Below are 25,888 nucleotides of genomic sequence, written 5' to 3'. Positions count from 1 at the left end.
CGCATCATGGAGAATATTACAATTAAAATCAACGGCTTGGACGTAAGCGCTCCTGCAGGCTCCACGATTCTTGAGGCTGCCAGGCTTGCTCATATTGAGATACCAACTTTATGCTTTTTAAAAGAAATCAATGAAATTGCTGCATGCCGTATCTGTACCGTAGAAATCGGCGGCGGAAAGCTTGCAGCATCCTGTGTATACCCCATCAATGCAGGGATGGAGGTATGGACTAATACTCCTAAGATCCGTGACTACAGAAAGAAAACTCTGCAGCTCATCTTATCCAATCACGACCGCTCCTGCTTATCCTGTGTAAGAAGCGGAGACTGTGAGCTTCAGACGCTCTGTAAGGAACTCGGCGTTGACTCTGAGAACTACTTTGACGGAGATAAGACACCATCCACTCCAGATGAAAGCGCCGCCCACATGGTACGTGACAACAGCAAGTGTATTTTATGCCGCCGCTGCTCTTCCATCTGTGAAAAGGTACAGGGAATCGGGGTCATCGGTCCTAACAGCAGAGGTTTTGCCACATTTATCGGATCTCCCTTTGAGATGGGACTTGGAGACACCAGCTGTGTTTCCTGCGGACAGTGTATTTCTGTCTGCCCCACCGGCGCACTTTATGAAAAGAGCAGCATTCAGGAAGTTGCAGCTGCCATTGCAGATCCAGAGAAACATGTCATCGTTCAGACGGCTCCAGCCGTACGTGCTGCCCTTGGTGAGGAATTTAACTTCCCAATCGGAACCAATGTAGAAGGAAAGATGGTTTCAGTCCTAAGAAGACTTGGCTTTGATAAGGTATTCGATACCAACTTCAGTGCGGATCTTACCATTATGGAGGAAGCACACGAATTCATTGAACGTGTACAGCACGGCGGTGTTCTGCCTATGATCACCTCCTGTTCACCAGGCTGGATCAAATACTGCGAGCACTATTTCCCTGATATGACAGAGAATTTATCCTCCTGTAAATCTCCTCAGCAGATGTTTGGCGCCATTGCCAAATCCTACTATGCAGATAAGATGGGCTTAAAGCCAGAGGATATTGTATCCATAAGCGTTATGCCATGTACCGCCAAAAAGTTTGAAATCGGAAGAGACGATCAGGATGCCAATGGTTCTCCTGATGTGGATTACACCATCACCACCAGAGAGCTGGCTCGTATGATCAAACAGGCTGGGCTTCGCTTTGAGACCCTTCCAGATGAATCCTTTGACACCCCTCTGGGACTTGGTTCCGGCGCCGGAGTGATCTTTGGAACCACCGGCGGCGTTATGGAAGCCGCTCTTCGTACTGCGGTAGAAAAACTTACCGGAGAAGAGCTCGCGAAACTTGAGTTTAACGATGTCCGTGGTATGGAGGGCATCAAGGAAGCCTCCTATGAAGTAGGTGATTTAAAAGTCAATGTAGCGGTTGCTTCCGGCTTAATCAATGCTAGAGATTTATTAAACCGGGTGAAATCCGGGGAAGCGGACTACCACTTCATCGAGATCATGGGTTGTCCGGGCGGTTGTATCGGAGGCGGCGGCCAGCCACAGCAGCCAGGCTATATCCGCAATACCACCGATATCCGGGGCCTGCGTGCAAAGGTATTATATGATTCCGATGCAAGCAATAAGATTCGTAAATCTCATGAAAACCCTGCAATCAAAGAGCTTTACAGCACGTATTTAGGAGAACCAGGAAGCGAAAGGGCACATCATCTCCTTCATACGACTTATGTAAAAAGAAAAATCAATCAAATCTAATTGCAAGAATCATAATATAGGAGAGCACAAGCTTCCTATCATAAAAGTCCTGATCTGCCTGGTAACAAGGCAGATCAGGACTTTTTTTATTTTATTCGTTTCTTTTTTTCCTTTTTGGGAAAATTTATAAAAAATGAATGGTTTAAGAGAAAACCTCCATACTAAGATTGGAGGTGATAAAAATGAGCCCAAAGGAATTAATTTATATTGAAGATGCTCTTGGACACGAAAAATTTTTAAAGACACAGTGTCAGGAAGCAGCTCAGAATTTGCAGGATCCAGAATTAAAAGCCTGCGCACAGGAAATTATGCAAAAGCACCAGCAGATTTTTGACAATTTCTATAACTTAGTGTAAGGAGGAACCGAAGATGGATGACAGGACTATTATGGAGAACCTGCTGAACACCGCCAAGGGCGTGTGTGATCTGTATATGCACGGAACCATTGAATCCCCTACTCAGAATGTACACCAGGCATTTGATACTGCATTAAATGACAGCTTGTGCATTCAGGACAGCATTTACAAGAAAATGTCTGCAAAGGGATGGTATACAACAGAACAGGCAGAGCAGCAGAAAGTAACCAAGGTTAAAAATCAGTTTGCAGGAATGTAACCTAGGGAACAATCCGTTTGCCAATACGTAAAAGACTGCAAAAATAGTCTTTTAAAAAATGAAACGTGCGTCTTGATAAGCCTGTAAAGGCAAAAATCAAGACGCACTTTTTCGTGATCGCTATTCTTATTAATGTCTGTGCATTGGAACCGTTTCAAGCCCCTGGCTTGCTAGGTTCTCATGTACTTCTCTGGCATCAGCCTGACCGATGAGAAGATCTCTGGCTTTTTTCGCCTCATTCTCATTCTTATATCTTGCAGGACCGCCAACACAGCCGCCGGTACATACCATACCTTCCACAAAATCGGCCGGAAGCTTTCCTACCTTTAACAGCATCAATGCTTTTTTACATTCTGCCGCACCATTGCACTTCATTACCTGGATATCCGTATTTTTCTCTGTCTCTTTTAAACATTCCAGCACTGCCGCTGTTACACCGCCGCCGTTACCAAAACGCTTGCCAAAAACAGAAGCCTGCTGATACGTATTCTCTTCCGGTTCAAGCTCTACGCCCTTTGCCTGCATAAGAGCTACCGCCTCTCCAAGAGTCAGGACATAATCTGCATTGTCTTTTACATTTAAGTCAAGGCTTTCACTCTTCTTTGCTATACAAGGCCCGATAAATACGGTCACTGTTTCAGGATCCTTTTCTTTGAGCATTCTGGATACCGCACACATAGGAGATACGGTAGTTGACATATTTTCAAGGAGCATGGGATAGTGCTGCCTGATCATATTTACAAATGCCGGACAACAGGAGGTTGTCATCTTTTTGCCTTCTTCATAAGCTTCTGCCCATTCTGCGGCTTCCGCTGCTGCTGTTAAGTCACCGCCTAAGGCAACCTCAACCATATCAGCAAAGCCCGCCTTTTTAAGGGCAGTCTTCCAGCTTGCCATGGTGATATCAGGGCCGTACTGGCCTTCTGTAGCCGGGGCTACCATAGCCACTACTTTCTTTCCTGCCTTGATCAGCCGGATTACATCAGCGAGGAAGGTCTTTGTTCCAATGGCACCAAAAGGACAGCCATTGACGCATGCTCCGCACTGGATGCATTTTTTCTCATCTATAACAACAATGTCGTTTTCATCCATAGTAATGGCATCTACCGGGCAGCTCTTTTTGCAAGGGCGTGTCAGATCCGCGATGGCATTGTAAGGGCAGGCCTGGGAGCATTTTCCGCATTCCTTGCACTTATCCGGATCAATATGGGCGCGGTCGTGTCCCATGGTGATGGCCCCGAAATTGCAGGAAGCCTGACATGCTTTTCCCATACAGAGCTGGCAGTTGTCCGTTACCACATAACGGGCAATGGGGCAGCCTTCACAGGCAGAATTGATGACCTGTACGATATTTGTGGTATCCTTTCCGCTGGGGCATAAGCCTTCTGCAAGCCGTACTCTTTCTCTGATAATTTCCCGTTCCCTGTAAATGCAGCACCGAAACTGGGCTTTTGGACCTGGAATGATGTGATATGGAATCTCATTTCTGCTTTCTTCTATCTTATCCTCCCAGACATATTTTGCAACTTCAAGCAGTACCTGGTGTGTAATACGATGTAATGTAGCGTCACTTGTTGCCATAATTTTCCTCCTGTAACTTCCACCGAAGCGGTCGTGTGAACATCCTTTGTGAACTAATAATACGTGATTGTAACCTTTTTTCCCATGTCTTCTAACGCATGCTTTAACTGATCCACAAGATTCTGGCGTATGCCAAGATCAAAAGGCAGGCCTGGATTCTGATAGGCACTGTTAATGGCCTTTCCCACAAACAGGTTAAGCTCTGTACAGTCCTCAATGAGCATCTTTGCCACCTGGGAACCCCCATTCAGCTTATCCAGCTCCTGAAAGAATTCCTCTGTTACGGACTGATTCTTTGCATACTGTTTTAAAAGCTTTAACACCCGGTTTAAGGTAAGTACGCCTTCCGTGACAAGCTCCACCCCCTCAAGGGTTGCAATGGGCGGAATGTCAGGATCATAGTAATGCAACGAGACGGAAAGCTTTTTTCCCAGCTCTCTTGATACAATGTTTGCGCTGGTTCCCCCGCAGATGATCCGCTTTGTGGTCTCATCTCCTGATAAAAATGCATGTACCATGGAAACGTCATCCTCTTTGCTTTTGGGAGGCCCGGTCATTAAATGTACCGGCTTCCTGTCGATGATCCGCATCACTGCAACCGTGGTATCATCGCCGGGCCGGTACTGATAAAGCTCATCACAGGCTCTTGTAAGTGCAGAAGCAAGGCGCATGGCTGAAATGGTCTTACGGTACTGCTTCACCGCATAGGAAGCCACATCATCCCATAGCCAACCGAAATTAAGAAGCTGCCCCACTCCTGCATGAATGGTTCCGTCGCTTAAAAGAATGAGAGCATCTCCCTTTTTCACCCGAAACCGGTACTCATTGATCTTTTTATTTCTTATGATCCTGGTATTTTGCGGTATGGGCACAAGGCTTCCATCCCGGATAAATATACAGCTGGGGTTATCAAACTCCACCAGATAGGCTTCTCCGCTGTTTAAGACCTGGAGAATGCTGAAGGTGGAGTAAGCCACCTGCCGAACCTGGCAGACCGGAAGGGTCTCTACAATGGTCTCCACGCATTCCTCTAAGGTGGCACCGTTTAAAAACATGGTACCAAGTATCTTGGAGGTCATGGTGGCCAGTATGTTTGCCTTAACTCCGCTTCCCATGCCATCAGCCAGGATCATAATGTTGGAATCATCTGTTTGCAGCAGCTCTACCTTATCCCCGCACAGGACTTCGTTGAACTTGTTTAAGCTTTTGTATGCCGCATCTACTGTAATACCCATTACTTAACCTCGCTTTCGCTTCCTTCGTCCAATAGGGATCTGCAAAGCTTTGTCAGTGTGGTTTTTGTCTCTGCTGTGGTTTCCCCCAGCAGTCCGGCAATTTCCTGGGCCACCATCATCTGCTTATGGATGACCTTCTGAGCCAGATCAATGGTTTCCAGCTTCATTTCATACTCCTGCTTTGCCTGCTCTTCTTCTCTTGTGATATCAATAAATGTGGCTAAGACCACATCCTCTTTTTCAACATAAACAATGTTTTGCATGGTAGAAAAACCGTATTCGCCATAGCTTACCTTTTTTCCGTGAATCTTTTGATGGGACTGGTACACCCATTGGAAATCAGAGGGATCGATGAATTCGTATAAATACATCTCCAAAGCTTCCTGTCTGCTTATTCCAAAGTACCTTTCTCCCACCTTAGAGAACTCAAGGATCTTCATATCCTTATCCACGATCAGTACGATGTTGGGTGATGTCTCCAAAACAAGATTGGAAAGGGATTCTGCCTTTTCATTCATAAAAGGAATGCACATATTAAGCTCTGCCTTTTTCTGAAATACAGCTATGGCCTTTTCACGGCATGTGGAATAACCGCAGGCTCCGCAGTTTAGCTCATCCTCCGGTTTTAGTTTTCCTGTCATCTTAAATATTTCTTTGATCTGGGCTTCCGTCGGCATAGCCTCTTCCGGCGCCCGGTCCATAAAATGTTTCTGAAACGATATCCGGTCTATCTTGGGACTGATCTCCTCCCAGGGAACCGGCTCCTTCTCAATGCTTTCTTCCATATCCAGCTTCACTTTAAACCGTGAAATCTTTTCATCTTCTACCATAGGGCCATTGATACAGCCCCCGGAGCATATATTCATCTCAATAAAGCAGCCGTTCATAGAACCTTCTTTGATGCTTTCGCAAAGATCAATACAGCTTTTGATTCCATGGACATAAAGCTTTCTGTAATGATCCTGCTCTTTTTCTGTTGCCACCACTGAACTTATGATTCCGTTGGTAACAGGATAAAGGCGATTGACTCTTGGATTTTCATTGGTAAATGGAATGTCCTCACACTCTTCCACAGAAATCCCTTCCTCCAAAAGCCATCTTTTCAAATCAACAAAGTTTAAGACCGCATCAATATATCCAGCATGACGGGGGTCCTCTGCCTCTTTCTTTTTGGCAATGCAGGGGCCGAGAAACACCACCTTTGTGTCATAGCCCATCTCCCTTTTTAACAGCTTTCCATGGGCGATCATCGGTGATACCACAGGTGCCAGATGTCCGATGAGCTGAGGATAATAAATCTCAATCAAATCATTGACACCAGGACAGCAGGTGGTGATGATGGTATCCATCTTCCCTTCCTCTAACAGGCGGGTATATTCTGCCGTTACCAGGGCAGCCCCTTCCGCTGTCTCTCTGACATCTGAAAACCCCAGTTTCTTAAGTGCTCCGTTTACCTGACCGATGGAGTTATATTTTAAAAGTCCCATATAAGATGGAGCAAGGGAGATAACGGTTCTTTTTCCCTGTCTTATGTAATCTTTGACCAGCTCTAAATCACTGATCAGGGTCTTGGCAGACTGAGGACACACCTGCATACATTTCCCGCATAAGATGCATTGATCCGGCATGATCTCTGCCCGCTCATTACGAATCATGACTGCCTTGACTTCACAGTTACGGATACATTTATAGCAATGCTTGCATTTGGTAGCTTTGAAATCAATGATTCCCATGATTAAAGCCTCCCTATAATTTCCCTGTCAAAAAACTCCCTGGTGTCTTCCGGCTTTAAGGAATACAACTGCCCATCTACGGTCACGCATACACCGCTTACACAATTCCCACTGCAAAAAGAACCGTTTAAGTCCACCTGTTCCTCCAGATGGCGCTCCTTTACCATGGCTTGAAGCTGTGCTACGATTTCCCTGGACCCTTTTAAATGGCACGCGCTGCCGATACAGATCGTCACTCTCATGAGTATTTCCCCTCCTGTTTTCCCCTTGTTTTTACTACCCCTATTAAAATATTATCGCATATCACTGGGGGGTTATCAATAAATTTTTACCGATTAGCTGTATTTTTTGAAATACACCTGAAAGGACAAAAAAAGGGACCCAAAGTCTCCTCCGGTCCCTTCATCTCTTATCCTCTATCCTACTTTCCCGCAATCTTAGTAATAGAAGCTGTAATTAATTTTTTAAATAACGGTGCCACACGGTCTGCTGTTTCCTGGACCTCTGCGTGGCTTAAGGGCTGGTCTGTGATTCCGCAGGCCATATTGGTGATACAGGAGATACCGCACACCTTCATGCCCATATGGTTGGCTGCAAGCGCCTCACAGGCAGTGCTCATGCCTACGGCGTCTGCTCCCAGAATACGGCACATCTGCACTTCAGCCGGAGACTCATAAGCCGGACCGGATAACTGGAAATAAATACCTTCCTGAAGCTCAATGCCTTCTTCCTTCGCCGCTTCCTTAATAAGGCCGCGAAGCTCTCTGCGGTAAACATCGCTCATATCCGGGAATCTTGGACCCAGTTCATCAATATTCTCTCCCAGTAACGGGGAAGGAACGGAGGTTGCAATGTGATCCTTAATCAACATGAAATCGCCGGCATGGAACTCCTTATTAATGCCACCGCAGGCATTGGTCAGAAACAAGGTCTTTGCACCTAATAATCCCATCAGCCTTGTTGGGAGCACCACATCTGTCATTGGGTATCCCTCATAAAAATGAACTCGTCCCTGCATGATTACCACTGGAACCTTGTTTACATAACCAAAAATAAATCTTCCCTTATGTCCTGCTACCGTTGAAACCGGAAAGCCTTCAATATCCTTATAATCTATGGTTGCTGCTACTTCTATCTCCTCTGCATACTCTCCAAGACCGGAACCCAGGATCAGGGCGACTTCCGGAACAAAATCCGTTTTTTCCCTAACACTTTTCAAACAATTCTGAAGTTTTTCATATACTTGATTCATTGGATTTTATCTCCCTTCACATTCCTGCTGACTCAAAAATACAGGTATTCTTAGTATATCACAAAAACTGATATAACTCACCTAATTTTTGACAAATGAGACGTAAAAATGATATACTGAACCTGTCCATATATCAGATTATGGAAGGATTTTTATGAAAATTATTGTGTGCAAAAGGAAGGACTTTTATGAAAAAAATAATACCAATACTCATGGCACTTACAGTGGCTTTTACCGCATTAACCGGCTGCTCCACAAAAAAAGCGGAGCCGGAAACAAAGCCCCAGGACACGACTGCATCATTATCTCAGGAAGTCAATGAATCCGAAACAGATCCTTCGAAAAATGAGAACTACACCTTAAAAATCGGCTCCTTAAAAGGCCCTACCTCTATGGGACTGGTGGAGCTTAAGGATCAGTCTTCAAAGGGAACCGCTGAGGGAAGCTATGAGTTTACTATGGTAACCGCAGCCGACGAACTCCTTGGGAAGATCGTAAGCAAGGAGCTGGATATCGCCTTGGTACCCGCTAATATGGCTTCCATTCTTTATACGAAAACAAACCATGAAATCACGGTCCTTGATATCAATACCTTAGGAGTTCTCTATGGAGTCTCAGGAGATGCTTCTGTTAAGACCACAGCCGATTTAAAAGGAAAAACCATATATCTTACAGGGAAAGGAACCACCCCGGATTATGTATTACAGCATCTATTAAAGGCCAACGGACTGACCACAGAGGACGTGACTCTGGAGTATAAATCAGAGGCAACCGAAGTGGCTTCTATTTTAAAAGAGAAGCCAGACGCTGTCGGTATTCTTCCCCAGCCCTTTGCAACTGCTGCCATGGTCCAAAATGACAAGCTTAGTATGGTCCTTGATCTGACGAAAGAATGGGATGCAAAATCAGGATCCGAGGGCGGCAGCCTGGTCACAGGTGTCACCATTTGCAGAAATGAGGTATTAAAGGATCACAAAGAAGCGGTGGATACCTTTATGGCAGAACATAAAAAGTCTTCGGAATTTGTCAACTCTAATGTAAGTGAAGCTGCTGCACTGGTGGTTTCTGACGGAATTATTGAAAAAGCACCCATTGCAGAGAAAGCCATTCCTTATTGCAGCATTACTTATATTGACGGCAAAGAAATGAAGACCCTTTTAAACGGCTACCTAAAGGTACTTTTTGCTATGGAGCCGTCATCTGTGGGCGGATCTCTTCCTGATGATGCCTTCTATTACATGCCATAAATAAAGCAAAAAAGAAAGGAGATCCAATGAAATCATATGCCTTCCGGCTTAAACGTGCATTAATGATCCTCTTTTGGATCTTCCTGTGGCAGGCGGCGAGCTCTGCCCTTCATAACAATATTATTTTAGTAGGCCCTTTGGAGGTTCTTCAGTCGCTGCTGTCACAGATTCTTACCATGGAGTTCTGGAAGACCATAGCCTTTTCCTTTGGAAAAATCAGCCTTGGTTTCTTGCTCTCTTTTATAGCTGGCATTTTAGTCGGAGGCGCTGCCTTTCGTTTTCCCCTTCTGGAAGACTTTTTAGAGCCTCCCATGTCATTTTTAAAATCTGTACCCGTGGCGTCCTTTATTATACTGGCGCTGATCTGGATCGGATCAAAGAACCTGTCCCTGTTTATTGCCTTTTTGGTGGTATTTCCTATGATTTATCTCCATACTATGGCTGGCTTTCGCAGTGCGGATAAAAAGCTTCTGGAAATGGCAAGAGTGTTTCAGATGCCGCCTGTTAAGAAGCTATTTTACATATACCGCCCCGCTCTTCTTCCCCATCTGATCAGCGGCTGCCGGGTAGCGCTTGGAATGAGCTTTAAATCAGGTATTGCCGCTGAGGTCATCGGGGTTCCGGACCATTCCATTGGGGAAAAGCTTTATATGGCAAAGATCTATCTAAGCACCGCTGACTTATTTGCCTGGACACTGGTGATTCTCGTAATCAGCGCTGCCTTTGAAGCCCTGTTTCTATGGCTCTTATCCCTGGCAGCTCCTGGCGTTGCCAGGAATAGAAGGAAGGGGGTCTAAAACATGGAATTGAACATAAGAGATTTATGTTTATCCTTTGATGGCCGTTCCGTTCTTTTTGATGTAAACTTATCCCTTTATTCCGGCAATGTTTACTGTCTTATGGGTCCATCGGGCTCTGGAAAGACCTCATTTTTAAAGATTCTTTTAGGGCTTTTAAAGGCGGATTCCGGCTTTGTTCATATTCCTGATGGGATAAAAATGTCTGCTGTGTTTCAGGAAGATCGTCTCTGTGAGGAATTTACGCCCGTGGAAAACCTGACCATGACGGTTCCTGGCTACTCCAGAGAGCTTAGAAAAAAAGCAAAAGAAGTACTTCTAAATCTTCTGCCGGAAGAAGCTCTTCTGCGGCCTGTATCCAACTTAAGCGGCGGCATGAAGCGGCGGGTCGCCATTGGAAGGGCCTTATTTGTTCCTTCTGATGTTATCCTAATGGATGAGCCATTTACCGGACTTGACTACGGGACAAAAGAAAAGGTGATTAGCTATATCAAGACTTGTACCAGAGATAAGCTGGTAATTATAAGCACCCATCAATCAGAAGATACGGCCCTTTTTGATGGAACTTTAATTCATTTATAACAATTAAAGCCCATAGTTCCAATGAAATGTGTGGTTGTTCTTTCCGTCCGTCTGGTACTTATGATATTTATAATTATTATATGAAAATAAGAATCATCAGCAGCTCAATTTATTTGTAACGGAAATCGTTATAAATAATATTAAGAATACACCTAACTTATAGGAAAAACAAAACTAATAAGAAATACATTACTAATGGGAAAAACACAAAATACCCCTATACAGGACTTTATTTATATGGACCTGTATAGGGGTACTTGATTTAGTACTATAAAATTATTTTATTTACTTGCAAAACTGTCTTATAAAACACGTATTATTTGAGCTTTAAGGTCTTAATTGCTGCTTCCACCTGATCGATTACTGCCTTGTCATCAGACTCAATGGTTCCCGCTGCACTGATATACTTCTTTGCTGCTGCATCATAAGAACCGCTGATAGCAAAATAGCGAACTCCATCCTGTGCATTCTTATAGCGGACTGCATAATCGAATTTCTGGCTTCCGTTGGCTCCATTTTCTACGTTATAGCGAACAAATTCCATATCGTCTCCACGGTCAACCAGCTTCTTATACTCTTCCATGGTTGCAGGATAAACCTCTCTTGCACCGTCTGCATCGTCACCTTCTACATAAGTAACTTCCAGAATATCATTTCCATTGGGTGAAGTAAATGAGGCTACGCTCTCATCTCCATCTTCATCTACACTCCAGTTAGCCGGAGGTGTAATCTGATATTTTCCAGATACTGAGGTAAATACGCCGGAATTAATGCTTCCTGCATCTGCAGAGGTTACCTGCACATAAGCTGTGGTCTCCTCGGTCTCGCCTTCCTGTGTATCGTCGCTTGCTGCTTCAGATCCACTGGTTTCTCCTTCTTTTGTCTCTCCTGCCTTCGTTTCAGAAGATGCTACCGTAGCGGAAGCTTCTTTGGAAGATTCCTGCTGCTTTGTATCATTCTTAGATCCACAGGCGGTAGCTGTTATCATCACTGTCATGGCCAGGGCAATCACTGCCAACAAATTTTTTCTTCTCATATTAATCACTCCTTATAATCAGTCTTATTTCCGGTGACGCTCTGAATTATAACATGGAAAAAAAGAAAAGTATAGGGGATTAAAGGAACTGAAAGAAACCCCAAAAATTCTTAATAATTTTACTAACTTATTTACCAGTCTCTAAGTTTAGAAGTTCTATCTTAATAGGAAGTCCGCCTCCGTAGCCAACCAAACTGCCGTTTGCGCCAATGACTCTGTGACATGGAATGATGATTGCAATAGGATTGCGATTATTGGCCATTCCTACTGCCCGGCATGCCTTGGGATTGTCAATGGACACCGCAATATCCTTGTAGCTTCTGGTTTCCCCATAAGGAATGTCTAACAGGGCATTCCAGACCTTCTTTTGGAATTCCGTGCCCTCCGGCTTAAGAGGCAGATCAAATGACCTTCTCTTCCCATCCATATATTCTTCGATCTGTAGCACTGCCTGTTCCATCAAAGGAGTCCTTTTCCTCACCCCACCGATAGGCTCCTGAATCAAAAATTCCAGACCGGTAATTGCTTTTTCATCGCATACTATAGTAAGAGTTCCTACTCTGCTTTCCATGGTATCCCAATATATCATAAGAAACATCTCCTCTCTCTTTTGTCCATTTATTCTCTGCTTTCATTATATCACAGGTGCCTTAAAATACTACTGAAATTCCCGTATCACGCAATTCATCCATTTGTTTTTAAACATTTCTTATAATTCCTTTCGAATCTTTATGAAATGTTTATGCGCAGGTCAAACTTCCGTCACAATTTCTAGATATACTAATAAATGTAAAGGACCCCACCTTTTAATATTGACTTTTTATTTTTCATACTCAACCGGCAGGAACAAGAAATTGGTTCTGCCGGTTCCTCCCTTTTCTGGGATAAAATCCTCAAAAAACCACGTAAATTCAAGCTTTTTAAATAATTTGAATTATTTTCTAAATTATTGTTGACAAAAGTATTGCCATCAGATATAATAACTCTTGCGTTGCTGATGAACAGCGAAAAACAAAAACGCGAATTACCTTCGGGGTGTGGCTCAGCTTGGCTAGAGCGCCTGGTTTGGGACCAGGAAGTCGCAGGTTCGAATCCTGTCACCCCGACTGAGATAAAACTGTAAAAGTTATATTCTCTCAAACACTTTTGCGGGTGTAGTTCAATGGTAGAACACTAGCCTTCCAAGCTAGATACGTGGGTTCGATTCCCATCACCCGCTTTTGAGTCTGTAGCTCAGTTGGATAGAGCAACGGCCTTCTAAGCCGTGGGTCGGGGGTTCGAATCCCTTCAGGCTCGTTTCACATTTCTAACCAAGATGTGGAATTATGGTGGGTATGGCGAAGTTGGTTATCGCGCCAGATTGTGGCTCTGGAGGCCCAGGGTTCGAATCCCTGTACTCACCTTTCCCTTATAGGGAATTTTTTTTTATCAGGAGTTTTAATTGGGCTATCGCCAAGCGGTAAGGCACAGGACTTTGACTCCTGCATTCGTTGGTTCAAATCCAACTAGCCCAGTATGGGATACTAGCTCAGGTGGTAGAGCACTTGACTTTTAATCAAGTTGTCCGGGGTTCGAATCCCCGGTGTCTCATGAACAAAGAAAAACGGATTCTATTGACAGAATCCGTTTTTTCTTTCCCTAAACTCCTCTCTCACCATGTTTGTTTTAATTACAATTTATATTTCTTGACAATTTCTACTTCCAATGGTATCATCTATATTGTTGTCAGCGGGTATGGCGGAATTGGCAGACGCGCCAGATTTAGGTTCTGGTGGGATACCGTGCAGGTTCAAGTCCTGTTACCCGCATGTCAGGTAAACGGTGAAAACACCGGATTTCCTTGTAAACACAAGGGGTTCCGGTGTTTTTTTATTGGTTGGATTAGATAATCCCTTCCTATTATAATATAGGAAAAGAAAAATTAAATATTAATTGTTGTAAAAATATGGAAATATTTTCATATAGCTTAATCCTTATTGCGGCTTTACAATCGTTATATAATTTTCTGGGAGGTGATAATTTGAAACATCGAGCAAAGAAAACCGAGAAACAGTGGGCCGATGAATTTGACCAGCTAGAAGCCGCAAGCATGGAAATCAAAGCCCCCTCTGCTCCCCCCGGAGAATTCGAAAACATTCTAAAGGAGATGAATCGAAGAGGGATCAAGCCCAGAATCCGGGAAGAGCTGGAACACAGGAAGTAAAAAGCGGTTACTGGCTTAATAACCGTTTGTACATTTCACTGGGATCCAGCTTTCCGTACCCCCAAATATTGTTGGGATACGTCTGATTTTCGTCACGTGCTGCTTCCCTAATGATCAGACGGTTAACCTGATTCCCTGTTACAGCGGTATAATTACCCTTGCTGTAGGCCCACTCCATGATAGTGGCAGCTACTCCAGTTGTATGAGCTGCTGCTGCCCCAGTTCCAGTGATGGTCCCATACCGGCCTTCTGGTATGGCACAGGGAATCCGGTAGCCAGGTGCAGCAATATCTGGTTTCACCATACCAAGTCTTGTATACCCTCTTCCTGATTCCGGGAGAATCTCCCCAGTTTGCTGATTATATGCTGTGATCGTCAAAGGATGCGCCGCATCACCGGCTGCTGTAATGGTAGTATTTGGATCAGAGTCTAAGAAGAAGGTCTCATTTGATATTAAATTGCCTGACGGAAGCCAGCAATGAAATGAGAATGGCTCCCCAGTCATACTTCCAACTCTGAAATACCATGTTCCAGATGGAATATCTCGAAATCTCAGCAGTATAAGCTGATCTCCTGTCTCTTCCTCAAATAAAATATTATTTACCCAAATCTCTCCACTTACCGTCTGAAATGTAATTCTCTGACATCCTTCTACGGTTGGGTTCATGATCTGAGAGGTTTCATAGGTAGGTGTTGTAATCTCTATAAATAGACTGGAAGGTATGTAGGGCCAGATTTCCATCATAAATTCCTGGTCAATTCTTCCCACCGAAAGCTGAAAGCTATTATAGAAAGGAGCAATGTCTGTACTGTTATAATAATGTCTCTGGCTATTTCCCTCATTGCCAGCCGATACAATCACTCCTGTCCGGGGAAGCTGTACCAGATAGTCCAGATACGAACTTAATGGCCCTCTCCCATCATGACCGCCCTGGCTGCTGCCTAATGCCAGACAAATGACAATGGGACGATTTAACCGGTTTGCTACACCTGTCAGGTAGCGGATTCCAAGCATGATATCTGATTCCTGATAACAAATAGTATTTTGAGGGACAAAAAATAGTTCTTTTAAATTCGCTTTAGCCTCCTTTAATTTGACAACGACCAGATCCGCTTCCGGAGAAACCCCTGTAAAATTCTGGGCAACATTCGGACGACCTGCCATGATGCTTGCAATAGCTGTTCCATGTCCTAAGGTATCCACGGTTGGCACCATTAATAATGGCTGATCTGAAATCAAAGCAAAGTTAATCAGTTCCTTGGTGTATTCTGCACCAAAGGTGAATCCCCTTGGCGGCACGCTTCCTTCTTTTGTCTGATCCCAGATAGAAATGATTCTGGTGGTATTATCATTGTGCATAAAAGCGGGATGACGGTAATCAATCCCCGTATCCACCACACCAACGATCACCCCTCTTCCAAACATAGACGAACCCTGATCTTCCTGTAGTGCTTTTATATCAGGTTCGTCACAGCTTACAATGGATTCTAAGGTAAATAAAGCAGGAAACAAATGATAAGAATTATTTCCCAGATCACATGGCTCCATCTGGTCCTTTGGAATATGAACCAGGGAAGTTGTATCATTAATGGGTGTGATGTTATCGCCTGAATTATAGGTTGGTATCAATGCATTATTGATAATAAAATCATAAAATCGATTGTCCAGAATCTTTTCCATGCATCAGCCTCCTGTCTTTTAAAGGAAGATATAATACAGTTTATGCGTTGAACCGTCGGATATGAGCAGAAGAATTCACGGAAAGCTGCTGAATATAATGGCAATATGGTACAAACGTCACTATTCATTTTATTTAGGCGTAAATAACTTTTATTTACAAATTTTTTTATTAAAAAGATAAAAATTTACTTATTTTACTTTACTTAAACGATTTCTTGCGTTATAATTTATATAACTCTTCTTAGGAGTGCCGTATTTCCCCAATCCTGCGGTGCTCCATTTTTTATTGTCTTTTTCCAAAAGCATACATTTCCCCTCATTTTTCATAAAAATATCAAATTCTGCATCCCTTCCCCATATCATGATTTTTTTCGTCTATTTTTTACAAACTATTTCATTAGTTCTAAATATTATGGTTTCACAAACTCTTCATAATTCTATCAAATATTAGACACACTTTTTCCTTATATTAATATCTGAAAACAGGCCCACGTGACCTTTTAAATAGACTTTTTTTCATACCTGCCGGCAAAGTAATTTTGCCGGCTTCCTCTATGTGATGGACCGCAATTATCAGGAGATTTTTAAAGCAGGTTGGCAATATACGAGTTGTTGCTGTTTTTTTACCATGATACAATGGGCATATTGGACATCATGAAGCCGCAGCGTGCGGAGAATGGAGCTTTTATGAAAAAACATTATGAAAAAATTCTATGGGACTGTGACCTTTGGGTCTCTCAAGTTATCCATTTTCAGGTCACAGATCCCACCAGTGAATTCTATGGAGGGTTCAGAGACCATGACGGTCTGGTAGAACCTAAATATGCCATCTTCCAGGTAACAAATATGACCGCAAGCTTCCTTAACATCCAGAGCCGGTATTATGGAAGTAAGGACATCTATGACAGAATTACCACTGCCCTGGATTACATAAAAAGAGGTCAGAGAGGGAATGGATTTTTTGACCTCATTAACTGCAACTTCTATTCGGGAGCCGATACTGCATTCTGCCTGGACGGGCTTTTGCCTGCCTATTTGTACGTAAAGCGGCTGTTAGATAATGAAATAGAAAGTCCGGTTCAAAAGGATATGCTGGTTCCTTTAAAGGATACTATGGAAGCCATATTAATAAAAGGCGGAAAAGCTATGATAGGAAGTGGATTTCATACTCCTAACCACCGATGGGCCATTGCTTCTGTTCTTCAAATGCTTTATTCCATTACTGGGGATGAATCCTTTCAAAAGGGCGCGGAAGTATTTATGGTGGAATTTTGCGACTGTAATGAGGATGGGGAATATGCAGAACGTTCTGCTGGGGGATATAATTTGGTAAATAATAATGCTATGATTATGCTGGCTCTTGCAACGGGGGATGATTCCTATTATGAGCCTGTAAAGCGGAATCTCAATATGATGCTTACATACATTGAGCCGGATCAGAGTATTTTTACCAACAATTCTACAAGGCAGGATCGGGGGGTGAAAGTTTATCCCGCTGGATATTATTTGGAATACCTGTATATGGGGATTATATTTGAAAATGAGACTTTTTTAAAGGCGGCCTGCTCTATTATGAGTATTGCGGAAGAAAAGCAAATTAGCATGGAGGGTTTTCTTATTCATTTCATGCTCATGCCAAGGCTGTTAGAGTTTGAATATGAGACTTGTGGGCTTTTAACGGACTATTGCCGATATTATAAGGATTCTGGCATCGTACGTCTGCGTAGGGGAGATTATTCTGCTTCTATATTAAATGGTAGCCCTACCTTTCTGTTCTTCCAGCACGGAGACTTTAGCGTGAGTATGAAAATTGGGGCGGGCTTTTGTGAGCATCGGTATTTCACCGCTCAGAGCCTTACCAGTGTTTCTGAAACGGGAGGCTTTCAGTTAAAGGAGACGAAGACTGGCTGGTATTATCTTCCCTTTGATGAACCGCAGGATACTACGGATTGGTGGAAAATGGACCATACGAAACGGGATAAACTTTATGGGCCGGATATGATTTTTGATATTGTAATAGAAGAAGTTGAAAATGGGATTGATGTGAAGATAAAAACTGAGGGAATAGACCGGGCGCCTTTAAGAGTTGAATTGGCCTTTGATGGTGGATGCCGGCTGGAATCTGAGCATTTTATTGCAGAAGGGATTAAGGGTGGAGGTATGGTGGCCAAGGATGGCACTGTGACCGCTACAAAGGGGAAATATGCCATTACGGCTGGTCCTGGGTTTGGGGCGCATAATTATGTGGCTGGGAAATTTGGAAGCCAGAATCGTTCTAATGAGTGCTTTACTGTTTATTTTACGGATTTTACTTGCTTTGAGCATACCGTATCGCTTAGGGCGGTTCCGGCGGATTATTGAGCTTTCATTCAAAAAAGGGGAGAAAAACTTTTTGTCTGAGATTTTTATTGTAAATTTGCCATCTAAGAGAATGTAATGGTTAATTCTTACATTGATTCCCTTAGTTAAATTGAGGAGTGTCCAGAGTTGATTTTATGTGTATCTGCAAATACTTTTACATGATGACAAAATTTATTTAGTCTTCGCCATCTGGTCTATAAACACCCCATTTTACTCCACCATTCTCATCATAAGAGTTATTTTATTAAGAGGAAAGGCCACGCAGTCGAAACTGTGTGGCCTATGTTTATGAACTGCTTCCGAGAAAGTATTCTCGACTGACATCAGCCAATAATGCGGGATGCGGCATTTTACATAGGTATTCTGCATATGCGATAGTGTGTCGTATAGGTAGTGAGCCGAAATATATATTTTTTATAGTTTTTTGCTTTTTACGTACCAATGTACGAAAAATTATTGTCATTATTCGCTATCATATAATATTTTTTTCGCTATATTGAAACATTCATTGTATTTTTTAGTAAAAACATCATCTCCAAATCTACTAGTAAATACTGTACTAATGCAATTAGCTATATGCTCTAAATCTGTTGATTCATCAAGTAGTTTACTTATCAAATCAATTTCCATTTCATATTCATCCTTTGGAGAGTAGGGAAACAAATCTATTGGATCCCAATCATTTATAATTTTTGCCACTTTCTCTTTCATTACATCACCTCATTTACTTTCCGTAAATCTGTTTAACAATGTTAGCCATATTTTCATCAAAGAATCTTGATGAGTAAGTTGTTACCAGTTTACCTTCTTGCGTTACTACAGCGGCACCCTCTTTCGTTATAAAAAGATATTTATTCGCTCCTTGTTTTAGTACCTTACCATTAACAACCCAAGAATTAACCATTTCTTGATTAACACCTCTCTGAGCCATTCTTTCCATACCATGCTCCGCAAAAGCTCCCCAGTTTACTTTTATGGAAGGGTTTTCTACAAGAGTGCCCATTTTTCCAAATGATGTTCCGAGTTCTGCACCAGCCTTACCTGCCCCATTAGCAATTTTCATCTGTTGCGCCTGTAGTAACTGCCTGGCCTGCGTGAAACCTGTAGCACCAGCAGGACTCACTGCTACACCACCCCCAAGTCCTGACGCAACCGTACCAGTTGATGCCAGTGCACTGCCAGTAACTCCATATGCAAGTGCCCCACCACCAGCTAAACCAACTGTCGAGCCTACTGCAGCGCCTTTAAGAACTGCATTTATTGAAAATTCACCTTTCAGAGCTGACATTACTCCATTTGAAAATCCTCCGGCTACTAATCCAACTGCAGCAGCGAGAACCAATAATGGAACATGACCGGTTGGATCTGTATATAAAACAGGATTATTGTGACAATAAGTATACTTATTCAAACTTAGAGGATCTATAATTTCCAGTTTGTTAGGCATTTTCCGGATTGTTTTTTCTACGCTGTCCTCAGTAAGAAAACGGCCTGAATCTGGGCTATAACTTCTTGCCCGCAAATAGTAGGTATTTGTATCTAAGTCTAAATACTCCCCACAATACCGGAACTGATTCTCATCCTCTTTATCTGGATTTCTCTCAACTCCAAACGCATCATACTCATACGAAGCTTTACATACTCCGCTTTGATTCCAGAGATGGGTTACATCCCCATGTTCATTAAATATATAATAGTATACCACATTATCTTTTTCACAGGCAATCAGATTGATTCCTCTTAAATAGGCCTTAATCTTTTGATCGCCAATCTGTTCTGCTACAATATTAGTTCCATCCCAGCAATACAAATTCGTTTTGCTCTGGCTCTCATTAAGTTTCCTAACCTCAGCACTGTGGCGCAGACCATCTCCCCGGTACTGGTAGGTAATTTCTTTCTCATCCTGATTTATTCGGCTTAGTTGGTTAAATCCATCATAATGTCTCCACTCATAAACTGTGGGAGTCTCTCTTTGATAGGTCCCTGATAACTTGACATTTCCCGGATAATTCGGTGTTGGCGCTGTTTTCTCCCATATCCGGAAGGTTTCATTCCCATTATCATCATAACGGTACTGATAAGTTTCGGTTATTTTCCCTTGTTTTTTTATCTCCTTTTCCAGTCGATTGTTCAAACCATACTCATAACTGGTGACACTGACCAGCTCATCCTTTGTTCTTCCTTCCACCATTACTTTCATACGGTTGGAATAAGCGTCATAGGTATAAAGCGTTCGCTTCCAGCCGGAATAATCCTCTTCTGTCAGACGGCCTAACGGATCGTATTTATATGAAATGGTGGTTGGGGTAGAACCAGTTTGGTTAATCTTGCTTAGGATGTTCCCTGCCACATCATAGGTGTATTCCCATGAAGAAATCACAGTTCCCTGACGTTTATTCTCCAATGATATTATTCTGTTTCCATCATTATACTTATAGATGGTTTCCATTCCGGACTGGGGGTAGCGGAGGGCTTTACGGTTGCCTTTTTCATCGTATTCGTACTCTGCCAATATCAGCCCGGCAGAGCTGTTTTTTCTTACCTGCTTTAAACGGGATAAGTCATCATATATGTAATACAGACTGACATCCGGGCTTGTTTTTCCTTTACAAATCAGCTGAAAGGACTGGCGGTTTCCATATATGTCATAAGTATAATCTTTTCCTGCATTTCCCGGATCTTCCTGGCGGGTGAGCTGGCCTTTATTATTGTAGTAATACTTTGTCTCCAGGAGGACGGTTTGTTTTCCTCCCCCGGACTCCCGACTGACTTCTCTAATCCGCTTTCCATTCTTACTATAGGCAAACTCCCGCTCGCTGACTTCCATTCCATCAGGAGTTTTCTTTTGCACAGTTTCCTTTATCAGGTGTTCCAGAGCATCATGTTGATAAATGGTCTGGTCCTTATTTCTGTCTATTTTTTTCTGCAGCCTTCCAGCTTTGTCATACTCATGGTATTCCGTATAGCCGCGGGAATCCGTCATTGCTGTGACATTTCCAAAGCGGTCATAGGCGTATTTCGTCACCTCTCGCCCTTCACCCGATGGGGTATCTCCGGTTCTCCTTAAAATGACTTGATTCATTGCATCATATCGGCAGGTGGTCCTGATCCAGTAGTCCGGACTAAGGAATTGGTAGGTATCGGTTAAACGGTTCCTGGCATCATAAACGTACTGATTCTCCTGCCAGCCATCTTTTTGAGCTTTCTTTTCCCAAATTACATTCCCGGCTCCATCATAGTAATATTTCACGATATTGCTACGGTGGTCAAACGGCGTGGTGATTTGAACCAAACGTCCTGCCTTATCGTATTGAAATTCGGTTTTCTTTCCAGCTTCATCCCATTGGAACCGTTTATTGCCTAACGCATCATATTGAATGCTAGTAATTCGCTCTTGGCCGGAGTCAGTCCGTATGGATTTTACTGACCGGCCGGTATAATCGTACTCCCAACGCTCCGCTTTGTTCCCGGCATCTATTTTCCGGATATTGTTTCCTGCATTGTCATATTCATAGGTAAATATTCTCTCTCCGGCTAAAATTTCCTTCCGGACCCGACTTTTCTGGTCTTTGTAACATTCCGTCACCATATCCGGAGCGGAGGCGTCTCCTATGATTTTTTTCAGTTCACGATAGTACTTTCTGCCATCTGATGAATCGGTATATACCTCATTGTATTCATACCGTTCCTCATAGCCGACTTGTGGAATTGTTCGGGATAGAACCCGGCCAAATGAATCGTAGGTATAACGCTCGGTCTTTCTTACTTGGTCTGCTGCTGTGCCGCTCCCATTATATGTAACTACTTCTGTCAGCTCTCCCCATGAATTATATCGGAAATCCTGCAGCACGACATCCCCGGAGGCCGGTTCATTGGATACGGCCAGACAGACCTGTTGAATCTGGCCTAGCGGTGTGTATTGAATTCGTCTCTTATTGTGGTTCGCATCTGTTTCCGTGATATAGTTTAAGCGGTCATTATAATAAGTTTCATTTACTGCCTGCTGACAATCAACTGGAGGTAGCGTTTTTGCTTCCACTCTTCCAAGCCCGTCATATCGGATGGTGTTTACCTGATTCCTGGAATCTTTTTTGGAAATGAGACGTCCCCAATTGTCATATTGAAATTCTTCCTTTATTGAATCACAGAGTCTGCCGTCTGCATCTATGATACCTGTTTGTTCTTTCGATATAAAGTTATGTGTGTATCTGCTGTCAGCACTGGAAGAATTACTGTATTTATAAATTGTTTCAGCATAATCACCTGACTGCTCCAGATTCCCACTGTCTTTCAGGAAATACCTTCTTTCGTTAGTCACACAATAGGGACTTTGGGCATCTTTATAATCATATCCCGTTTTTTCTTTTAAGACTCCATTTTCATATATACGATGATACTTTATTACTCGATTTCCCAATTCTGCATGGAGTTCATTTGTTTCCTTGATCTGGTCAGAGCCATTTTTTCTTCCCGTTTCAAGAATGATGCTGTAGTCTCCATAGATCGTATTTGTTTCCTGGTTACAGGAAGGGTCATCGGGGTATTCTTCAATGAGCTGGATAATATTTGCTTTTTGATCTGCGGAATATTTCCATGAGGTTTTCTTTTCCAGAAATTTTGATTCATTGTTCCTGTCATATACCTGGTCAACTGCTGATACTACTAGTTTATTACTATATTTATAAGTGCTTTTTGAAATAAGGGAATTTTGATGCCGCACTTCCTTTTTTAATAACAGACCCTCGCTATCAAATTGATGGGTTTCTATAATATCCTGATGAGTTTTTACTTCTGCATATTCAATATACTCGCCACTGTTGGCAGATCCAGAATCAAGCGTGTACTTATATTCTCCCCGGTTATATTCAATCCCGTCAACAATATCCCTTTTCATTGTTAATGCAAAATGGGTAATTTGTCCACCAACATCATTTTCAATGCTAATGTCTCTATCATATGAAAACTGTGTGGAAGCATAATTGGGATATGTAACGTTCTTTAGCAGCATATAGCTTCTCGTTTGAGTTTTGGTGTTGTTTCCTGCTACAGCCGGGGAAGCACATTTCATGGAACCTTTGTGTTCATCTAAATTATAGTAGTTATACTGGGTCATACGGCCTACAGGGTCTGTGACTGCGTTGAGTTTATAAGCGTTGCGCCTCTCAATATCATAGGAAATTTCACATGCTTTTCCAGCTTTACTTTCTGGTAATTTCCAGATAAGACCGGAATCGTTTTTCTCCAGATTAATTGTACGCCCCCAGGTGTCTACTATTTTCATACCACCGTATTTTCTTAGATCATAGAAAATGGTATTACCAAATTTATCCTGACGTGCAACCAGTGAGAAATCAATAGCATTCGATGTATCCCGATCTCCATCGTCTCCACCAGAACTTTGAAAATAGTCTTTATTTCCATTCTTGTATTCAATAATAATATTATAACGTTTTGTGATATCCGTTGCATAGGGATGTCGTATTGTACCTGATCTGGTAACGATACTCACATCTTTTAAGTTGTAATTCTCAAACCTGTCTGAGTATCGGCTTATTTCTAAATTTCTTCCGTCTTCAAGATGTAGAATATAATTATAACTGCGAGTTCCTACTAAATATGGCACCCAAGCCCACCTAAGATTCTGCACAGTCTCAATGGAAGGCAGAACAAAGGACCATCCGTGTCCAAGTCCATATGTCGAAGTATAAAAAAAGTTATCGATTGAACCTGTTAATAACATTGAATTTATAACATATGGAGCCATATCAACTAAATTTGCACAGCCAGAATCATAGCGCCTGGCAATGGTTACATCAAAGCCGTCCCTACCTGGCAAGACAAAATCTGTTGTCTCATATTGGAGATTGCCGGTGTTTAACTGAACATTTACCTGATTTGATTCAAAGTAGGTAAATGGGGATTCCGGGTACTGTTTGATATTTGAAAAACTATCCTCATCCGAAGACAGCACCGCCTGGCTCAACTGTGTTTTCAGGCTTTTTTCTTCCATCTTTTCTTCGCCTGATACGTTCTCATCCGTATTTGTATTTGGCTCTTCCCATTCATTTATCTCAATGTGATCCTCTAAAATCTTTTTATCGTCCATTTAATCCTTTCCTAGTCTTAATATAATGATATTAATGCGCTTCCTGTTCCCTTTGCGATAAATTCTACTATTGCAATGGAACCACTAAAGCACTCATTTTCATTTAACTGTCTGGTTGATTGAAACCTTAGGTTTCCTGAAATATTGGAGTATATTTTTATATGTTCTTCTGGATAATTTCCAGGTTCTTTTATACTTTTTGTACCCCCGGTTGAAAAGCTGACTAATTCCAGAAGGTATGGGTTATACCGTAAGTTCATACGGATTTTATCCAGACCGATGACCTCTTGAGCTTTCATAAGCACGGTGTAACGTTTACCTGCCTTTACCGGGTATTCCATGGTGCTATTACGGTAAAATACTGGAATAACAGACAATTGTGCTGTCTCCAAATACTCAGACTCATACCCATTAGAATCATATGCTTTGATCCGGTACATTGCGTTAGACGCACCTATTGGAATAAAATCTGTCATTCTCTGGTGCTCTTTTACCTGATTCTGTGTATCCAGTTCATCAAATGTCAGGTCTTTTTCTTCCCATTCGTTGAATGTCAGCCATCTGGAGTCGATACTATTCCATGAGATGCCAGGAAGTGTTACTTTCTCAAACTTCTCCCATGAGTGCTCTGACTTTTCCAAGCTGCTCCAGGAATTATTAAGCTCATCCAACTCCAACCAGGTACAGCCCTGCTCAATGTCAGGACGTTCAACACCTAAGCCTTTATATATTTCAAAACTGATTTCCCTGCTCTCTAACTGCTTCCATGTGTATGCTTGTTGCTCAAGCTGTGACCAGCTTAATTGATCATATTCCAAGCGTTCCCATTGCTGTCCTATGCCGGTTCTGGTCTTGATTTCATTCCAGTTTAGAGCAGCTTGATCATGCCTGCTCCAAGGTTCTTCAGTACTGTCGTAATTATCCCAAGTGTATCCAGATAGAGCCTGTGAAAAAGTTTCATTAAATGCTCTTTCTACCGTATAACTTTTATCTTGTTCCATTGCTCCCCAAGTGATTTCTGCTTGTTCTCCTTCGTAGAGGAGGGGGATATGTAAACATTCAGGTCTGTTCATAATTAGTAGGATTCTCCTTTCTTTTTTATTTATTATCTCAGTTCATTTTTTATAATGAGTTGTATTTGTAGCTTCTTTTCTCATACTTCACATCTGCCTTTTACCGTGTTCTATTATTTTGCTTTTTAGAACTACAAATTTTTTCTCTTAGATTTAGTGATTCCAAGGGGGGGAGTTTGCATCTTTCATCCACCAACTCTTATCTTTCTGCAATTGTGGGTTGATAAGTGTTGTTAGCATTTCTATTAATCTTAGACAAAAGCTATAAATAGCCTTAATTTAATTTAATTTAATTAACTACTATCTCAAGTTTTTATGTGTTACAATAAAGAAAGTAAACTTGAAAGGATATGTTAAAATGAAAAAACTAATAAGTGGATTAATAATAATGATAGCAGCATTAGGACTCTTACTATTTTTTATAAAGAAATGGTATGTACGAACTTCAATAATTGCAGAATCAGATGGTCCCACATCTCATTTCGTCGCTGGAAAGTACAACGATTTTACACCAGTTTTTTTCATTATAGGATTACCTTTAATAATTGTATTTTTTCTTCTTAGGAAAAAATAGTAATCTATGATACTGTTACCATCTCTAACTTCATTAATGGATATTTAAGACTGTCTTATT

General features: G+C 42.2%; 19 protein-coding genes and 7 tRNA genes. 15 read left to right on the top strand and 11 right to left on the bottom strand.

Annotated elements, in window-relative coordinates:
- The first annotated feature begins 6 nt into the window (after nt 1-6).
- The 3 genes from T546_RS0114240 (at nt 7) to T546_RS0114230 (ending at nt 2,367) form a co-directional block, all read left to right on the top strand.
- A complete protein-coding gene (locus tag T546_RS0114240) occupies nt 7-1,752 on the top strand; it encodes an NADH-dependent [FeFe] hydrogenase, group A6 (RefSeq protein WP_026892188.1) in 1,746 nt (581 codons plus the stop codon).
- A gap of 182 nt (nt 1,753-1,934) precedes the next feature.
- The gene (locus T546_RS25570) at nt 1,935-2,108 is read left to right on the top strand and encodes a hypothetical protein (RefSeq protein ID WP_166429822.1); all 174 of its coding nucleotides are present in this window, start codon (nt 1,935-1,937) and stop codon (nt 2,106-2,108) included.
- A gap of 13 nt (nt 2,109-2,121) precedes the next feature.
- Nucleotides 2,122-2,367 carry a spore coat protein gene (locus T546_RS0114230; protein WP_024835027.1) on the top strand — a complete coding sequence of 82 codons (246 nt, stop codon included), beginning with the start codon at nt 2,122-2,124 and terminating at the stop codon, nt 2,365-2,367.
- Between the two features lie 129 nt (nt 2,368-2,496).
- On the opposite strand, the gene T546_RS0114225 is transcribed toward T546_RS0114230, so the two are convergent.
- The 5 genes from T546_RS0114225 to T546_RS0114205 form a co-directional block, all read right to left on the bottom strand.
- Nucleotides 2,497-3,948, bottom strand: a complete 1,452-nt coding sequence (locus T546_RS0114225) for a 4Fe-4S dicluster domain-containing protein (protein WP_026892187.1) — start codon at nt 3,946-3,948, stop codon at nt 2,497-2,499.
- A gap of 53 nt (nt 3,949-4,001) precedes the next feature.
- Entirely contained in the window at nt 4,002-5,183 is a 1,182-nt protein-coding gene (locus tag T546_RS0114220; RefSeq protein ID WP_026892186.1) for a SpoIIE family protein phosphatase, read from the bottom strand.
- Nucleotides 5,183-6,916, bottom strand: coding sequence for a [Fe-Fe] hydrogenase large subunit C-terminal domain-containing protein (locus T546_RS0114215; RefSeq protein WP_026892185.1), 1,734 nt, complete (start codon nt 6,914-6,916; stop codon nt 5,183-5,185). The genes T546_RS0114220 and T546_RS0114215 overlap by 1 nt, the downstream gene beginning before the upstream one ends.
- A 2-nt stretch (nt 6,917-6,918) precedes the next feature.
- Complete coding sequence (locus tag T546_RS0114210) at nt 6,919-7,158, bottom strand: (2Fe-2S) ferredoxin domain-containing protein (protein WP_024835023.1); 240 nt, start codon at nt 7,156-7,158, stop codon at nt 6,919-6,921.
- 179 nt (nt 7,159-7,337) lie between these two features.
- Complete coding sequence (locus tag T546_RS0114205; RefSeq protein ID WP_024835022.1) at nt 7,338-8,168, bottom strand: purine-nucleoside phosphorylase; 831 nt, start codon at nt 8,166-8,168, stop codon at nt 7,338-7,340.
- 188 nt (nt 8,169-8,356) lie between these two features.
- On the opposite strand from T546_RS0114205, the gene T546_RS0114200 reads away from it, so the two are divergent.
- From T546_RS0114200 to T546_RS0114190, 3 genes are read left to right on the top strand one after another with little or no spacing between them, the layout of a single operon-like run.
- Nucleotides 8,357-9,415 (top strand): ABC transporter substrate-binding protein, encoded by a 1,059-nt coding sequence (locus T546_RS0114200; protein WP_026892184.1) that lies wholly within the window; start codon nt 8,357-8,359, stop codon nt 9,413-9,415.
- A gap of 26 nt (nt 9,416-9,441) precedes the next feature.
- Nucleotides 9,442-10,212, top strand: a complete 771-nt coding sequence (locus tag T546_RS0114195) for an ABC transporter permease (RefSeq protein ID WP_026892183.1) — start codon at nt 9,442-9,444, stop codon at nt 10,210-10,212.
- 3 nt (nt 10,213-10,215) lie between these two features.
- The gene (locus T546_RS0114190) at nt 10,216-10,794 is read left to right on the top strand and encodes an ATP-binding cassette domain-containing protein (RefSeq protein ID WP_026892182.1); all 579 of its coding nucleotides are present in this window, start codon (nt 10,216-10,218) and stop codon (nt 10,792-10,794) included.
- Nucleotides 10,795-11,110: 316 nt separating this feature from the next.
- Here the strand turns inward: T546_RS0114190 and T546_RS0114185 are convergent, their stop codons facing one another.
- Together T546_RS0114185 and T546_RS0114180 are read right to left on the bottom strand one after the other, a co-directional pair.
- Nucleotides 11,111-11,830, bottom strand: coding sequence for a hypothetical protein (locus tag T546_RS0114185; protein ID WP_026892181.1), 720 nt, complete (start codon nt 11,828-11,830; stop codon nt 11,111-11,113).
- 127 nt (nt 11,831-11,957) lie between these two features.
- Nucleotides 11,958-12,419 (bottom strand): methylated-DNA--[protein]-cysteine S-methyltransferase, encoded by a 462-nt coding sequence (locus T546_RS0114180; protein WP_156951344.1) that lies wholly within the window; start codon nt 12,417-12,419, stop codon nt 11,958-11,960.
- 442 nt (nt 12,420-12,861) lie between these two features.
- Here T546_RS0114180 and T546_RS0114175 point away from each other — a divergent pair.
- From T546_RS0114175 to T546_RS0114140, 8 genes are all read left to right on the top strand, one after another.
- A tRNA-Pro gene (locus T546_RS0114175) sits at nt 12,862-12,936 on the top strand.
- A 42-nt stretch (nt 12,937-12,978) separates the two neighbouring features.
- A tRNA-Gly gene (locus tag T546_RS0114170) sits at nt 12,979-13,049 on the top strand.
- 3 nt (nt 13,050-13,052) lie between these two features.
- Nucleotides 13,053-13,126: transfer RNA gene (locus T546_RS0114165), tRNA-Arg, on the top strand.
- Between the two features lie 31 nt (nt 13,127-13,157).
- Nucleotides 13,158-13,233: transfer RNA gene (locus T546_RS0114160), tRNA-His, on the top strand.
- A 39-nt stretch (nt 13,234-13,272) separates the two neighbouring features.
- Nucleotides 13,273-13,344, top strand: a tRNA-Gln gene (locus T546_RS0114155).
- Between the two features lie 3 nt (nt 13,345-13,347).
- Nucleotides 13,348-13,420: transfer RNA gene (locus T546_RS0114150), tRNA-Lys, on the top strand.
- Nucleotides 13,421-13,558: 138 nt separating this feature from the next.
- Nucleotides 13,559-13,638 (top strand) — tRNA-Leu (locus tag T546_RS0114145).
- 212 nt (nt 13,639-13,850) lie between these two features.
- Nucleotides 13,851-14,033: a hypothetical protein gene (locus T546_RS0114140; protein WP_026892179.1), complete on the top strand. Its 183-nt coding sequence runs from the start codon at nt 13,851-13,853 to the stop codon at nt 14,031-14,033.
- A 7-nt stretch (nt 14,034-14,040) separates the two neighbouring features.
- Here the strand turns inward: T546_RS0114140 and T546_RS0114135 are convergent, their stop codons facing one another.
- A complete protein-coding gene (locus tag T546_RS0114135) occupies nt 14,041-15,714 on the bottom strand; it encodes a S8 family peptidase (protein WP_026892178.1) in 1,674 nt (557 codons plus the stop codon).
- Between the two features lie 687 nt (nt 15,715-16,401).
- On the opposite strand from T546_RS0114135, the gene T546_RS0114125 reads away from it, so the two are divergent.
- Nucleotides 16,402-18,075, top strand: coding sequence for a hypothetical protein (locus T546_RS0114125; RefSeq protein ID WP_026892177.1), 1,674 nt, complete (start codon nt 16,402-16,404; stop codon nt 18,073-18,075).
- Nucleotides 18,076-18,537: 462 nt separating this feature from the next.
- Here the strand turns inward: T546_RS0114125 and T546_RS0114120 are convergent, their stop codons facing one another.
- Genes T546_RS0114120 through T546_RS0114110 form a run of 3 tightly spaced genes read right to left on the bottom strand, consistent with a single transcriptional unit; the run spans nt 18,538 to nt 25,254 of the window.
- On the bottom strand, nt 18,538-18,786 hold the full coding sequence (locus T546_RS0114120) for a DUF1871 family protein (protein WP_026892176.1): 249 nt from the start codon (nt 18,784-18,786) through the stop codon (nt 18,538-18,540).
- 13 nt (nt 18,787-18,799) lie between these two features.
- On the bottom strand, nt 18,800-24,181 hold the full coding sequence (locus T546_RS0114115; protein ID WP_026892175.1) for an RHS repeat-associated core domain-containing protein: 5,382 nt from the start codon (nt 24,179-24,181) through the stop codon (nt 18,800-18,802).
- A gap of 17 nt (nt 24,182-24,198) precedes the next feature.
- Entirely contained in the window at nt 24,199-25,254 is a 1,056-nt protein-coding gene (locus tag T546_RS0114110; RefSeq protein WP_026892174.1) for a hypothetical protein, read from the bottom strand.
- Between the last annotated feature and the right edge of the window lie 634 nt (nt 25,255-25,888).

The organism is [Clostridium] aerotolerans DSM 5434, assembly GCF_000687555.1.
Taxonomy (GTDB): Bacteria; Bacillota; Clostridia; order Lachnospirales; family Lachnospiraceae; genus Lacrimispora; species Lacrimispora aerotolerans.
The sequence above is the reverse complement of the archived record's forward strand: the minus strand, read 5'-3'. Positions and strand labels throughout refer to the sequence as shown.

Coding starts and splice junctions, on each gene's coding strand:
- T546_RS0114195 (WP_026892183.1), top strand. CDS start 9,442: ATGAAATCATATGCCTTCCGGCTTAAACGTGCATTAATGATCCTCTTT.
- T546_RS0114215 (WP_026892185.1), bottom strand. CDS start 6,916: ATGGGAATCATTGATTTCAAAGCTACCAAATGCAAGCATTGCTATAAA.
- T546_RS0114190 (WP_026892182.1), top strand. CDS start 10,216: ATGGAATTGAACATAAGAGATTTATGTTTATCCTTTGATGGCCGTTCC.
- T546_RS0114125 (WP_026892177.1), top strand. CDS start 16,402: ATGAAAAAACATTATGAAAAAATTCTATGGGACTGTGACCTTTGGGTC.
- T546_RS0114225 (WP_026892187.1), bottom strand. CDS start 3,948: ATGGCAACAAGTGACGCTACATTACATCGTATTACACACCAGGTACTG.
- T546_RS0114135 (WP_026892178.1), bottom strand. CDS start 15,714: ATGGAAAAGATTCTGGACAATCGATTTTATGATTTTATTATCAATAAT.
- T546_RS0114205 (WP_024835022.1), bottom strand. CDS start 8,168: ATGAATCAAGTATATGAAAAACTTCAGAATTGTTTGAAAAGTGTTAGG.
- T546_RS0114110 (WP_026892174.1), bottom strand. CDS start 25,254: ATGAACAGACCTGAATGTTTACATATCCCCCTCCTCTACGAAGGAGAA.
- T546_RS0114200 (WP_026892184.1), top strand. CDS start 8,357: ATGAAAAAAATAATACCAATACTCATGGCACTTACAGTGGCTTTTACC.
- T546_RS0114240 (WP_026892188.1), top strand. CDS start 7: ATGGAGAATATTACAATTAAAATCAACGGCTTGGACGTAAGCGCTCCT.
- T546_RS0114230 (WP_024835027.1), top strand. CDS start 2,122: ATGGATGACAGGACTATTATGGAGAACCTGCTGAACACCGCCAAGGGC.
- T546_RS0114185 (WP_026892181.1), bottom strand. CDS start 11,830: ATGAGAAGAAAAAATTTGTTGGCAGTGATTGCCCTGGCCATGACAGTG.
- T546_RS25570 (WP_166429822.1), top strand. CDS start 1,935: ATGAGCCCAAAGGAATTAATTTATATTGAAGATGCTCTTGGACACGAA.
- T546_RS0114220 (WP_026892186.1), bottom strand. CDS start 5,183: ATGGGTATTACAGTAGATGCGGCATACAAAAGCTTAAACAAGTTCAAC.
- T546_RS0114210 (WP_024835023.1), bottom strand. CDS start 7,158: ATGAGAGTGACGATCTGTATCGGCAGCGCGTGCCATTTAAAAGGGTCC.
- T546_RS0114120 (WP_026892176.1), bottom strand. CDS start 18,786: ATGAAAGAGAAAGTGGCAAAAATTATAAATGATTGGGATCCAATAGAT.
- T546_RS0114115 (WP_026892175.1), bottom strand. CDS start 24,181: ATGGACGATAAAAAGATTTTAGAGGATCACATTGAGATAAATGAATGG.
- T546_RS0114180 (WP_156951344.1), bottom strand. CDS start 12,419: ATGATATATTGGGATACCATGGAAAGCAGAGTAGGAACTCTTACTATA.